The following is a 12,883-nucleotide window of genomic DNA, read 5'->3' as shown; positions in this document are numbered from 1 at the left end:
GGAGGAGCGTGCGGCGTATGAGCGGGTTCTGCCCGGAGCTCAGTGACGAGGTCATCGAGGTACGCGACTGGGTCCACGCGTTCGCCCGCGACGTGATCCGCCCCGCCGGCGCCGAATGGGACGAACGCGAGGAGACCCCCTGGCCGGTCATCCAGGAGGCCGCCAAGATCGGCCTGTACTCCCTGGACTTCTTCGCCACGCAGTGGTTCGAGGAGAGCGGGCTGGGGCTGCCGGTGGCGTTCGAGGAGATCTTCTGGGGCGACGCGGGCATCGGCCTGTCCATCGTCGGCACCGGCCTGGCCGCCGCCGCCCTGTCGTCGAACGGCACCCCCGAGCAGATGGGAGAGTGGCTCCCGCAGATGTTCGGCACCGAGAACGACGTCAAGCTGGGCGCCTTCTGCGCCTCCGAGCCCGACGCCGGCTCCGACGTCGGCGCCATCCGCACCCGCGCCGTCCACGACCGGGGCGACTGGGTGCTGAACGGCGTCAAGACCTGGGCCACGAACGGCGGCATCGCCAACGTCCACGTGGTCGTCGCCTCCGTCGACCCGTCGCTCGGCACCCGCGGCCAGGCCTCCTTCGTCATCCCCCCTGGCACGCCAGGCCTGTCCATGGGTCAGAAGTTCCGCAAGCACGGCATCCGCGCCTCGCACACGGCCGAGGTGATCCTGGACGACGTCCGCGTGCCCGGCTCCTGCCTGCTCGGCGGCAAGGAGAAACTGGAGGCCCGGCTGGCCCGCGTACGCAACGGCGAACGGGCCGGCGAGCAGGCGGCGATGCGCACGTTCGAGACCACCCGCCCGTCGGTCGCCGCCATGGCCGTGGGCATCGCCCGCGCGGCCTTCGAGTACGCCAGGGACTACGCCCGCGAGCGGGAGCAGTTCGGCCGCAAGATCGGCGAGAACCAGGCGATCGCCTTCCTCCTCGCCGACATGGCCACCCGCGTGGACGTCGCCCGCCTCCTGACCTGGCGAGCCGCCTGGATGGCCCGCAACGGCAGGCAGTTCGAGCAGGCGGAGGGCTCGATGTCGAAGCTGGTGGCAGGGGAGACGGCGGTGTGGGTGACGGAGCAGGCGATCCAGATCCTCGGCGGGGCGGGGTACACGAGGGAGCATCCGGTGGAGCGCTTCCATCGGGACGCCAAGATCTACACCATTTTCGAGGGGACATCGGAGATCCAGCGGTTGATCATCGGCCGTGCGGTCACTGGCCTGCAGGTTCGCTGAAAATGTCCGATCTTCGAAGCATGTTTTGGAGATCGATCAGCGTCCTGTTCCGTCCCTGTTCCGTCAGAGTAAGCGTGCGGTCTCGGAAGAAGATCGTTTGACGTGCCGCCTTCTGCTACGGAGAGCGACAATGATCTTCTGGTACGGAGACGTGCGACGTACGACCGCTGGGGCAGGAAGGTGCGTCTGCGTAGATCGATCGATCAAGGTCGAGCGCGTGAGGCCGCTGTTGACGCCGATGCGGCCTCGCTCGAGTGAGACACCGCTGTGGAGGGCCCGACTTGAACCGCATTTGAGACGGCCCTCGACGGGTCCCCGTCCGGTGTAGAGGAGAGGAGGACAAGAACCCATGCCGGAGTCGGCGAACCACAGCCCGACTTGCTCAGCCCCGATCCGGCCGGCTCCTGCCCACCCGCGTGCTGCTCGTCCTCTCTGGTCTGACCGCCCTCGGACTCAACGTCGCCAGCCATTCGCGCACGGCCAGATCGACAGGGCGGCAGTCGACGCGGCACCGCCGCTTACTTCGAGCGGAGCAGGATGTCGGGGAAGGTGTCGGAGATGTAGGAGTCGCCGTCGAAGTTTGGCGGTTCCTGTGCAGCGAAGGCGATGGTGTTGGCTCCCTTCTTCAGCTGGACCGGGATGGTCAGCTCCCAGAAGTTGTCGGCGTGGAAGGAGTGGGGGAACCAGGCGCGCTGGGGCTGGGCGCCGTTGATGGAGACCTCGGCGTGGCGGGCCAGTGGGTCGGGGTTGTAGTGGGAGGCGGGGGACTGTTCGGGGTTGGAGTAGCGGATGGTCAGGGCGTAGGTGCCGTCCTTGGGGGCGGTGACGTCGAAGGTGAGGGTGTTGGCGTTGCCGGGGGTGCCGCCGATGTCGGTGACGGCCTTGCCGCCGCTGGCCAACGGGTAGGCGGTGACCTTGGCGGTGCCGGCGATGCGGGCGGCTTCGGCTTCGTACCAGGTGGGTGTGAGGGTGCCATCGGTGTCGGCGACGCGGAGGCTGTCCAGGCGGAGCTTGCCGGACTGCCCGGTGAGGGTGATCTTGTTGATGCCGCCGGCGAGGAACGCCTTGACCGTGGTGTCGGCGTTGACGCCGGTGAGGCGGTGGCCGTTGACGTCGAGCCAAGCGCGGCCGCCGCCGAGGGTGTCGATGGTGAGGGTGGATTCGCCGTCGTCGGGGGAGTAGACCCAGAAGGTTGCGGTCTGATCCTTGCTGATGGTGGTGTGGCCGGGGCCGGAGACCTTCCTGCGGCTGTAGTCAGTACGGGCGCCCTTGAGGGTGGCGTACTCGGCCTCGTAGATGGTCTCGTCCGCCGCGGGGTTGGCGAGGGAGAGGTCGATCTTGTCGATGAGGGCGTCGCCCTTGGTGGCACGGGTACCGTCCAGGCTGCGCGCGGCCAGGGTGATCATGTGCTCGCCCTTGCTGAGCGCGACCTTGGTGTCGGCGTGGTCCCAGACCACCCACTTGTATCCCAAGGGGAGGTGCAGCTCCTGCTCTGCGCCGCCGTCGACGCGGAGGAAGACGTTGGTGGGGCCCTGCTCACGCACGGCGTCGAAGGTGTTGAGGGAGTTGGCGAAGACCGACAGGTCGTACGTGCCGTCCTGCGGCGCCGAGACCTTGAAGTCGAGCGCCAGAGTGGAGCCGGTGCGCAGGCCGCCGACGTTGTAGCCACCGGAGGTGTAGAACTTGGCGACGTTCGAAGGTGAGCCTTCGGGGCCGTTGCGGTAGTAGGGCGTGCCGGTGCGGGCCGCATGCTCGGCCTCGTACGTCGCCTGCCAGAGCTTGGTCGCCTGGGCGGGAGAGGTGGTGTCGCCTCCCGGGGTGAGGATGATCTGGTACGCCGACGCCTCCCTGAGCTGGGGCAGCGTGCCGCCGAAGGCGAACGTCACGGAGCGGTCCCGCACTGGCAGATCCAGCTCGGCGAGGACCTCGGGCTGGGCGGAGTCGCCGAGCTGGCCGGTCCACGGGATCTCTTGGACCAGCGCATGCGCGGTCTCGCCGAACAGGGCGGCGTCCACGTTGTCGAACCTGATGTCGACCTTGCCGGACGTGCCGCCGAACAGGGCGCGGGCCTGCGCCTTGGCCTTGTCGAGGGTGGCGACGCCCTGGAGGGTGTAGCTGACGTCGGGACGCGGCGGGGTGACCTTGACCGTGTTGCCGGACATCTGGCCGTAGGCGTTGAGCAGCCACCACTGGCCGTTGCCCCGGTTCGCCTGCACGGCCGAGTCGGACAGGTTGCCGTCGATGTTCCAGTACGCGATGTCGGCGTCGACCTTGGACTCCTCGATGGCCGAGGCCCATTGGATCATCTGGCCGGGCACCGAGGTGTGGTAGTTGTAGGCGTACTCGTTGAGGTTGATCGGCAGTTGCTTGCCCTCATACGGGGTGCCCGCGAACGCGGCCTTCTCCCAGCCGCGATACTTCGCCACGTTGCTGCGGATGCGCGCGGGGTCGCCGAGCTCGTGCCAGGTGACGACGTCGGGGACGGCCTTCGCCGCGACGGTGTGCCGCAGGAAGCCCTCCACCTGGGAATACAGCACGCTCGTGTTGGGCCCGGCGATGCGGGCGTCCGGCATCTTGCCCTTGATGAGCGCGTATACCTCGTCCCACGCCTTGAAGTAGTACTGCGGGTCGCTGAGCCAGCTGATCCGGTTGTAGCTCCACTCGCCGGTGCCGAACATGTTGCCCTCGGGCTCGTTGAACGGCACGAAGACGATGTTGTCCTGATATTTCGGGTCGAGCGTGAGGACCTGGTCGACCTGCTTTGCGATCTTCGCCTTGAAGTCGTTCAGCCTGGCCTCGGGGGTGTTGCCCGGCCACTGGTAGGGGAAGCCGCGGTAGATGTCGGTCATGTAGATGTACACGTCGCCGTCCGTGGCGTCGGCCAGGGGCTTGACCACTTCGAGGGCGTCGGCGCCCGGGTGCTGGGGGCCGTCCTGCGCCTTGGTGGACACCGTGCGCAGGTTGATGCCTTCGAGGAGGTTGCTGGTGGGCACGCCCTCGCCGTACACGCCGTACAACGTGCCGGACGCGCCGCCGTGGAAGGCGCCGGTCTCGGCGCCGAGGTCGATGGCCAGTTGGTTGGCGGTGACGCGGACGGTGGCCTGGACAGGGGTGCCGTGCGCGGTGCCCTTGACAGTGAATTGGCCGACCTTGGCGTACTGCGCCGGATCGACGGCGTCCCAGGTGATCGGGACGGCGCGGCGGATGCCGTCGGAGAACTGCGCGACGGCGGTCTTCGGGAGGTCCGGAGCCACGTCCCTGAACGTGGTCACGTCGAAGGAGGTCTGCTCGACCTTCGTCAACGTGGCCAGGCGGTCGCCGGCCAGATCGGCGACCTGCTCGGCGGTCATGGCGGCGTCGTACACGCGGAAGTCGTCCAGGGCGCCTGCCAGGAAGGGATGCCCGTTCCAGAACGGCTTGCAGAGGAAGCCGGAGGTGGTGCTCCCGTCGGCGTGCATGACCGCGGCCAGGTCGATCGCGGCCGCGGTGCTGCCGATGGCCGCGCCGTTGACGTAGTAGGTGATGGTCTTGCCGTCGATCGTGGTGACGAGGTTGACCCACTGGCCGGCCGGCAGCTTCTGCGTGCCGGGCACCCCTACTTCGGCGGTGCCGTTGACCGGCTTGATGGACGAGCGTGTGGTCGCGTCGCCGGCATAGGACGGAGTGACGAAGGTCGCGGTCGCGGCGTCCTTGCCGAGGTTGTAGACCCACTGGAAGTCGGGGCCACCGGCCCACTTCAACCAGGTCGAGATGGTCATGGCGGACCGGCCGCGGAACAGGCCGTTCGGGATGGTCACGTACGGCGCCGTGGCCGAGCCGGTCGCGCCACCGGGCAGGGACAATGCCTGCGTGCCGTCGGCGCCGGTGGCCGTGGTGGCCGAGCCGGGGTTGACCAGGGTGCCGTCGAGGCCGGAGGGGGAGCGGTCGGTGACGGTGCCGGCGGACAGGCCGCCTTCGAAGTCGTAGTGGAGCACGAGGTTCGGGGCTTCCGCCTGGGCGGCGGGTGCGGGTGAAGCGATGATCGGGATTACGGTCAGCGCGAGTGAGGCGGCGAGGAGGGCGTGGGGCACACGCATGTGTGCCCGCCGGGACAAGGGTTCAGCCATGCGCCTTTCCCATTTCGGGGAGTGCTGAAGGGAGTCGAATCGATTCGCCGAACCGATTCGACTGGACCTTAAGTGCCCCCTGATGCGATGGTCAAGAGCGAGAAACGTGCGTGACACGTCGCCGCCATGTTGCCGTCATGCGAGCCGCAGTCCTGGAAGCAGGCGTGCACGTGCGAGAGTGCCGCCGCCCTCGGCTCGAGCGACCTGCGGATCTACGAGCCCATGTGGTCAGGCGCGTGGCCGGGCGGGCCCGGTGGTGCCGCGCAGCGAGATCGGCGGGGCGACCAGGAGGTGGCGGTGCGGGGTCTCCGGGTCGGCGATGCGCTGGATGAGCAGCTCGACGGCGTGGGCTCCCAGCTCGTCGGCGGGGACGTCGGCGGCGGTGAGCGGCGGGTGCAGGTTCTCGGCCCAGTGCTGGGCCGCGACGCCGGCGATGGAGAAGTCGCCGGGCACGCTCAGCCCCGCTTCGGCGAGCGCGCGGTACATGCCGGACACCGCCGCCTCGTTGATGGTGGCGATGGCGGTCAGCTCAGGATGCTGGGCGAGGAGTTGCTCCACGCAGGACTGACCGGCCTGCGGGTCATCGCCGCAGCAGGCCTGCACGCCGTGCAGGCCGCGTTCGGCGACGGCGCGGGCGAAGCCGTCCTGCGCGCGGTGGCCGGGGCCGTATCCGGCGGCGACCAGTTCGGCGTTGCGGTTGACCAGCGCCAGGTGCCGGTGGCCGAGGTCGGCCAGGTGGTGGACGCAGTTGGCGATGAGCGTCTCGTAGTCGATGTCCACCCAGGACATCTCCTGCGGGCGGCGGGTACGGCCGATGCCGACGAACGGCAGGCCGCTGCCGAGCAGCCGGGCGACCCGGTCGTCCTCCAGGCGGATCTCCATGAGGACGACGCCGTCCACGCGCCGGCCGGTGACCACGCGCTCGAAGGAGCGGTCGTGCTCGCCGCCCGAGGGCGACAGCAGGACGTCCAGGTCGGCGCGGGCGGTGGCGTCGACCACGCTGGCGACGAAGCCGAGCTGCATGTCGGTCAGCCGCCGGCCGGCGGGCGGTATGACCAGGCCGATCGTGCGGGTGCGGCCCTCCTTCAGCGCCCTGGCCGAGGCGTTGGGCCGGTAGCCCAGCTCGTCGATGACGGTCTGGATGCGGCGCTTGGTCTCCTCCGACACCGGGCGCTTGCCGGTGAGCGCGTACGAGACGGTGCTGCGCGACACGCCCGCCCGCTTGGCGATCTCTCCGATGTTCACCCGTGCTCCTCGTCCGAATCCGCCGGTCGGCGACCATCGTAGGTCGAACCGGTTCATGCGAGGTACCGACCCCGGTTCCGTGGCGAAGACGTGTCGGTTGCCGCAAGGCTCGCCCCGGCCATTGACGCGCAGGATGAAGCGGGCCTATCTTCGGTCGAACCGATTCGGCGAACCGATTCGACTTCAAAGGGAAACAGCCGCGTAACGCCTGTCTGCGGAGGTCAGATCAATGAGATCAGCGGCAAGGAGCCGGCGTACGGCCGGCGTGAGCCTGGCGGTCCTGGCCGCCGTGGGCGGGCTCGCCGCCTGCGGCTCGTCACCGTCCGGCGGCGACGGCGGCTCGACGAGTGCGAGCAAGGCCGCCGGGGGCGGCACGTACACGATCTGGGACCCCTACCCCCAGTACGACAAGAGCTCGGATTGGGTGAAGCTCCTGGAGACGTGCGGCACCCAGGCCGGTGTGAAGGTCGAGCGGACCGGCTACGACACCAGCGACCTGACCAACAAGGCCCTGCTGGCCGCCCAGCAGGGCAACTCGCCGGACGTGCTCATCGTGGACAACCCCGTGGTCTCGACGCTGGCGGAGGCCGGGGTCCTGACCACCACGGAGGAGAACAAGCTCGATGTCTCCGCGATCGCGCCGAACCTGCTGGCCGCCGGGCAGAGCGGCGGCAAGACCTACGGCGTCCCGATCGGCGCCAACACCCTCGCCCTGTACTACAACAAGGAGGTCCTGAAGAAGGCCGGCGTGGACGTCGCCTCCGTCAAGGACTGGGCGTCGCTGACCGCGGCGCTGGAGAAGGTGAAGGCGTCCGGCAAGAAGGGCATCACGTTCTCGGCGATCGGCACCGAGGAGGGCAGTTTCCAGTTCCTGCCCTGGTTCTGGGGCTCCGGCGCGAACCTCACCAAGCTCGACTCGCCCGAGGGCGTGTCCGCGGTGGCGCTGTGGACGGACTGGCTGAAGAAGGGGTATGCCCCCAACTCCGTCATCAACAACACCCAGACCACGAGCTGGCAGGAGTTCGCCGGCGGCGACTACGCCTTCGCCGAGAACGGCACCTGGCAGCTCGCCAACGCCAAGAAGGCCGGCTTCGACTACGGCATCATCCCCATCCCGGGCAAGGACGGCGGCACCGCGCCCGCCCCGACCGGCGGTGAGTTCGTCAGCATCCCGGTGCAGTCCGACACCGCCCGCTACGCCACCTCCCAGAAGCTCGTGACGTGCCTGACCAGCACCGACAATTCGCTCACCACGACCACCACCCTGTCCTACATCGCGCCCACAGAGGCGGTGCAGGCCAAGCAGGTGGCGGCCACACCCGATCTGCAGGTGTGGGTGGATGCGGTCAAGGCCGCCAAGGGCCGCACCAGCGACGACCTGGGCACGAAATACCCGAAGATCTCCGAACCGATGTGGGGCGCGGTGCAGGCGGCGCTGAGCGGCTCGAAGTCGCCGCAGGACGCCATGGCGGCGGCCCAGTCCGCGGCGGCGAGCGCGACCCAGTAGCGGCATGAGCCACCTCACGCAGACGGCGGTGCGTCCCGCCCGCGGCTCCGCCCCGGCACGGGGGCGGCGCCACCGGGCGGCACGCACCAGATCCGGGCAGTGGGCGGCGTGGGCGTTTCTCGCCCCAGTCGTGCTCTACCTGCTCATGTTCTACGCCTATCCGCTCTATCGCAACGTCGAGCTGAGCTTGCGCAAGTACACGGTGCGCTCGTTCGTGCAGGGCGACGCGCCGTTCGCCTGGTTCGACAACTACGCCAAGGTCTTCGGCGACGCGACGTTCGGGCCCGCGCTGGGGCACACGGTGGTGTTCACGCTGGTGTCACTGGTCTTCCAGTTCGGCATCGGGCTCGCGCTGGCGTTGTTCTTCGTCAAGCACTTCCGGCTGTCGGCCACGTTGCGGGCGCTGTTCCTGGTGCCGTGGCTGTTGCCGCTCATCGTGTCGGCCTCGACCTGGTCGTGGATGCTCAACAGCGACTCAGGCGTGGTCAACGCGGCGCTGAGCTGGTTCGGAGTGGGGCCGATCAACTGGCTGACCTCGCCGGACTGGTCGCTGTGGTCGGTGATCATCGCCAACATCTGGATCGGCGTCCCGTTCAACCTGGTGGTGTTGTACTCCGGGTTGCAGGCGATCCCCGCGGCCGTGTACGAAGCCGCCGCGCTGGACGGGGCGGGCGCCTGGCAGAGGTTCTGGAAGGTGACCTTCCCGCTGCTGCGCCCGGTCTCGGCGATCACCATCCTGCTCGGTCTGGTCTACACGCTGAAGGTGTTCGACATCATCTGGATCATGACCAAGGGCGGGCCGAGTGGGTCGTCGACCACGTTCGCCACCTGGTCCTACCGGCTCGGCTTCGGCAACCTGGTGCCCTCCTTCGGGCCCGGCGCGGCCGTGGGCAACCTGCTGATCGTGATGGCGCTGGTCTTCGGGCTGATCTACATCCGCGTGCAGCGAAGGCAGGCACTGGCATGAGGCACTGGAAGACCGCGGTCGGGCTGGTGCTGACCGGCGTGATGCTGTTCCCGGTCTACTGGATGATCAACGTGTCCTTCACCCGGGACACCGACATGCGCAAGAGCCCGCCGAACTGGTTCCCGATCGACGGCACGCTGGAGGGCTACCGGGCGGTGCTGGACCAGCAGCTTCCCTACCTGGGCGTGAGCCTGGTGGTCGGCCTGGGCACGGTGGCGCTGACGCTGCTGCTCGCGACGCCGGCCGCGTACTCGCTGGCCAAGCTGCGCCCGCGAGGTGGCGGGGTGCTGAGTTTCGTGCTGCTGATGGCGCAGATGATCCCCGGGATCATCATGGCGATGGGCTTCTACGCCATCTTCCTCAGCGCCGGCGTGCTCAACACCGTTCCCGGGCTCATCGTGGCCGACTCCACCCTCGCCGTGCCGTTCGCGGTGCTGATCCTCACCACGTTCATGTCCGGCATCCCCGAAGAGCTGCTGCAGGCCGCCCGCACCGACGGCGCCGGCGTGGTGCGCACGTTCATCTCGATCGTGCTGCCCGTCAGCCGCAACTCCCTCATCACGGTGTCGCTGTTCGCGTTCCTGTGGGCGTGGTCGGACTTCATCTTCGCCAGCACCCTCGACCAGGGCGGCGACCACCAGCCGATCACCCTCGGCATCTACCACTACATCGGCAACAACAACCAGGAGTGGAACGCCATCATGGCCACCGCCGTGATCGCCTCCATCCCGGCCACCATCCTGCTTGTCGTCGCCCAGCGCTACGTCGCCGCCGGCGTCACCGCGGGCGCCGTCAAAGATTGAGAAGGGACCCTCGCTTCATGACCGTCGCCGCCTCCGGCCCGGTGTTCTCCCTGCGGGACATCCCGTTCAGCTACCACGGATCGTGGTTCGGCTTCTCGCCCGTGGTGGCGGAAAGTACCTACGCGCAGGACGTGCACCTGGTCTCGCACCAGACCGGCATGCACCCCATCCTGCGGCTGATCCCCACCGCCGAGGCCACGATCACGGCCACCCCGCACCAGCTCACCTGGAACCACGGCGGGGGCCGGATCGACCTGGCCTACGAGAGCGTCGACACGGTACGCGTGCGCGGCCGCGGTCTCGGGCTGCGCGTGCTGGCCGCCGACCCGGTGCTGACGCCGTTCAGCGGCCCGTACTTCTACCAGGACCCCGTCGACGGATCGTACGTCTTCACCGTCTACCAGACCGGCCGCCGCTACCGGATCACCCTCCTCAGCGGACAGGCCGAGCACCTCGGCGCACAGGCGCTGCGCACCGCCGAACGCGGCGTCGTCCTGAGCGGCGAGTGGGAGATCGCCATCGAGGAGTACGAGACCGCCCGCACCCCCTACACCGGCACTGACCCCTTCGAGCAGGTGGTCAAGGCCGCGCGGGCCGAGTTCGACGCGTTCACCGCCGCGGTCGCGCCCTGGCGCAGCGACCGAACACCCGCCGCCGAACTGGCCGCCTACGTGCTGTGGTCGGCCACCGTCCGCCCGGCCGGGTTCATCACCCGGCCCGCCGTGCTCATGTCCAAGCACTGGATGGACAAGGTGTGGAGCTGGGACCACTGCTTCAACGCCATCGCCCTCGCCGACGGCCTGCCCGAGCTGGCCTGGGACCAGTACCGCCTCCCCTTCGACCACCAGGACGCCGCCGGCGCCCTGCCCGACTCCGTCACCCACTCGGAGATCCTCTACAACTTCGTCAAACCGCCCATCCACGGCTGGGCCCTGCGCCACCTGCCTGCCGCGCCCGACCCGGCCGAAACCCGTCGGGCGCTGGAACGCTGGACCACGTTCTGGCTGGAGGCCCGGCGCGTGCCCGGCCGGGAGCTGCCGCACTACCAGCACGGCAATGACAGCGGCTGGGACAACGCCACCACCTTCGACCCCGAGCGCGTCGTGGAGACCGCCGACCTGGCCGCCTTCCTCGTCCTGCAGATGCGCGAGCTCGCCCGCATGGCCACCGACCCGGGAGCGGCCGCCCGGTGGACGGAAGAGGCCGATCGGATGCGCGACGCCTTGCTCGCCGAACTGTGGGACGGCGAACGGTTCGTCGCCCGCAGCGCCCATTCGACACGGACCTGGCCCAGCTCCAGCTTGCTCGACCTCATGCCGATCGTGCTCGGCGACGAACTGCCCGAACCTGTCCGCGCCGCCCTGGCCGCCGGCATCGAGCAGCACCTGACCGCATTCGGACCCGCCACCGAACTGCCTGCTTCCGAGCACTACCAGGACGACGGCTACTGGCGCGGCCCGATCTGGGCGCCCTCGACCGTCCTCATCGAAGACGGCCTACGCCGCGCCGGATACACCGGCCTCGCCGACGAGATCAGCGCTCGCTTCCGCATGCTGTGCGAGAAGTCCGGCTTCGCCGAGAACTTCGACGCCCGCACCGGCGAGGGGCTGCGCGACCGCGCCTACACCTGGACGGCCAGCGCTTACCTCATCCTCGCCGCCGCCCACGAACGGCGAAGCAGCACCTGATTCCGCTGTGGACAGGAGAACCAGGGTCTGCCTGACGTAGTGTGTGGCGCACCGGGACGGCGATGCGCCACACACGCTGCGGAAGGGTGCCGAGAACGGCGCCGTCAACGGCCCCAGAGCCGCCAGGTTTGGTTGAGCGGACTGGCTTGGCCTGCCGGGTTGCAGGTCCACTGGTGGATGGGAGCCCTGGGGACGGTCGAGATGGTGCTGACGTCGACGCACTTGCCGCTGTGGCGGGCGACGAGCTGGTAGTCCCGGGGATCGTTGCCCCCATAGGTCACCTTGCGCAGGATGAACTGCTGGTTCTGCGCCCCACTCGTGCAGGTCCACTGGCGTATCGGCGCGCCGTCGGCCGTGGACGACGCGCTCACCTCCAGGCACTTGCCGCTCTGCTGGTTGATCAGCGTGTAGGCGCCGGCCACGCCGGCGACCGGCCCGAAATTCCACAGCTGCTGATCGCCGCCCTCGCAGTAGAACTGCTGCTGCACGTTGCCATCGGCGGTGCTGAGATTGGTGTTGTCCAGGCACTGCTGGGAGTGTTGCGCGACCGCCACGGTCTGGAAGCCGCCGTCCGATGGCGGCAGCAGCGTGACGGTGAACGTCTCGTCAGCGTTGGTGTGCGGCAGGTTCAGCGTGGTCCCGTTGCCCGACAGCGTCAGGACCGTGTTCTGGACGGTGATCGGCCCCTGGACCGCACCGCCGCCGTTGTACGGGATGCGCTGCACGACCGCGCGGACCTGGTTGTTCTGCACGATGCCGCTGGTCGCGTCGAGCCGCCGGAGATTGACGGCGATGTTGCCGGTCGTCCCGCCGCCGCCCACCAGCACCTTGGCCACGCCGGTCGCCCTGGTGGCGAACGCGTCGTAGGACACGCTCGGGGTCACGGACACGATCTGGCCGGTCTGGGAGGCATAGAAGCGGTAGACCCACCATTCGCCCTTGGGCAGGTGCTGGCCGGCGCTGTGCGGACCAGCAGGTTACCCAGATCGTTTGTCGCCCGGAAAGCGCGAGATCGGGTAGCCGTCCGCTCCCCACAGGTCGTGCGGGAGGATGATGAACTGGCCGCCGAGCGCGATCGTACGACGGGCCTGGGCCAGCGTTGCGTTCCACCTTCGCTCGTAGGCGCCGGCCACCCATCCGCCGGGTGAGCCGAGCTGGGCGCCACCGGCGCGCATGTAGCGGAACTTCACGTCGCGGTAGAAGTGGTCTGCCGGCCCGGATGCGTTCTCCGTCATGCCATAGATCCACCCGGACGCGCGGTAGGTCGGGGTGCCGCCGGCTACGGCGAAGTCGACGCTGATGGATTCGTCCGCGGCGTGCGCCGGCGTGGGATGGTCGGGA

Annotated in this window: 9 protein-coding genes; 5 read left to right on the top strand and 4 right to left on the bottom strand. The window is 68.9% G+C overall.

Translation table 11 applies throughout. The features are described from left to right. The first annotated feature begins 17 nt into the window (after positions 1-17). A complete protein-coding gene (locus ID574_RS49205; protein WP_188195982.1) occupies positions 18-1,226 on the top strand; it encodes an acyl-CoA dehydrogenase family protein in 1,209 nt (402 codons plus the stop codon). A 518-nt stretch (positions 1,227-1,744) separates the two neighbouring features. Here the strand turns inward: ID574_RS49205 and ID574_RS62080 are convergent. Both ID574_RS62080 and ID574_RS49195 read right to left on the bottom strand, forming a co-directional pair. Continuing rightward, positions 1,745-5,332, bottom strand: a complete 3,588-nt coding sequence (locus ID574_RS62080) for a LamG-like jellyroll fold domain-containing protein (protein ID WP_262496151.1) — start codon at positions 5,330-5,332, stop codon at positions 1,745-1,747. 228 nt (positions 5,333-5,560) lie between these two features. Continuing rightward, entirely contained in the window at positions 5,561-6,577 is a 1,017-nt protein-coding gene (locus ID574_RS49195; RefSeq protein ID WP_188195981.1) for a LacI family DNA-binding transcriptional regulator, read from the bottom strand. A gap of 229 nt (positions 6,578-6,806) precedes the next feature. Here ID574_RS49195 and ID574_RS49190 point away from each other — a divergent pair, with 229 nt between their 5' ends. Genes ID574_RS49190 through ID574_RS49175 form a run of 4 tightly spaced genes read left to right on the top strand, consistent with a single transcriptional unit; the run spans position 6,807 to position 11,542 of the window. Continuing rightward, complete coding sequence (locus ID574_RS49190) at positions 6,807-8,084, top strand: sugar ABC transporter substrate-binding protein (RefSeq protein WP_188195980.1); 1,278 nt, start codon at positions 6,807-6,809, stop codon at positions 8,082-8,084. Positions 8,085-8,088: 4 nt separating this feature from the next. Then, positions 8,089-9,051, top strand: a complete 963-nt coding sequence (locus ID574_RS49185) for a carbohydrate ABC transporter permease (RefSeq protein ID WP_188195979.1) — start codon at positions 8,089-8,091, stop codon at positions 9,049-9,051. Further along, a complete protein-coding gene (locus tag ID574_RS49180) occupies positions 9,048-9,854 on the top strand; it encodes a carbohydrate ABC transporter permease (RefSeq protein ID WP_188195978.1) in 807 nt (268 codons plus the stop codon). The genes ID574_RS49185 and ID574_RS49180 overlap by 4 nt, the downstream gene beginning before the upstream one ends. Before the next feature lie 17 nt (positions 9,855-9,871). Continuing rightward, on the top strand, positions 9,872-11,542 hold the full coding sequence (locus ID574_RS49175) for an amylo-alpha-1,6-glucosidase (RefSeq protein ID WP_188195977.1): 1,671 nt from the start codon (positions 9,872-9,874) through the stop codon (positions 11,540-11,542). A gap of 104 nt (positions 11,543-11,646) precedes the next feature. Here ID574_RS49175 and ID574_RS60930 read toward each other — a convergent pair whose 3' ends face one another. Both ID574_RS60930 and ID574_RS60925 read right to left on the bottom strand, forming a co-directional pair. After that, on the bottom strand, positions 11,647-12,426 hold the full coding sequence (locus ID574_RS60930) for an RICIN domain-containing protein (protein WP_223167869.1): 780 nt from the start codon (positions 12,424-12,426) through the stop codon (positions 11,647-11,649). 93 nt (positions 12,427-12,519) lie between these two features. After that, entirely contained in the window at positions 12,520-12,777 is a 258-nt protein-coding gene (locus ID574_RS60925; protein ID WP_223167868.1) for a hypothetical protein, read from the bottom strand. Between the last annotated feature and the right edge of the window lie 106 nt (positions 12,778-12,883).

The sequence above is a fragment of the Nonomuraea sp. SYSU D8015 genome, assembly GCF_008065375.1.
Lineage (GTDB): Bacteria > Actinomycetota > Actinomycetes > Streptosporangiales > Streptosporangiaceae > Nonomuraea.
Note: the sequence above shows the minus strand (reverse complement) of the source record. Positions and strands in the feature narration are given on the sequence as shown.

Excerpts from the sequence above, each read along its gene's own strand:
- ID574_RS60925 (WP_223167868.1), bottom strand. The coding sequence starts at position 12,777 with ATGACGGAGAACGCATCCGGGCCGGCAGACCACTTCTACCGCGACGTG.
- ID574_RS62080 (WP_262496151.1), bottom strand. The coding sequence starts at position 5,332 with ATGGCTGAACCCTTGTCCCGGCGGGCACACATGCGTGTGCCCCACGCC.
- ID574_RS49180 (WP_188195978.1), top strand. The coding sequence starts at position 9,048 with ATGAGGCACTGGAAGACCGCGGTCGGGCTGGTGCTGACCGGCGTGATG.
- ID574_RS49205 (WP_188195982.1), top strand. The coding sequence starts at position 18 with ATGAGCGGGTTCTGCCCGGAGCTCAGTGACGAGGTCATCGAGGTACGC.
- ID574_RS49175 (WP_188195977.1), top strand. The coding sequence starts at position 9,872 with ATGACCGTCGCCGCCTCCGGCCCGGTGTTCTCCCTGCGGGACATCCCG.
- ID574_RS49190 (WP_188195980.1), top strand. The coding sequence starts at position 6,807 with ATGAGATCAGCGGCAAGGAGCCGGCGTACGGCCGGCGTGAGCCTGGCG.
- ID574_RS49185 (WP_188195979.1), top strand. The coding sequence starts at position 8,089 with ATGAGCCACCTCACGCAGACGGCGGTGCGTCCCGCCCGCGGCTCCGCC.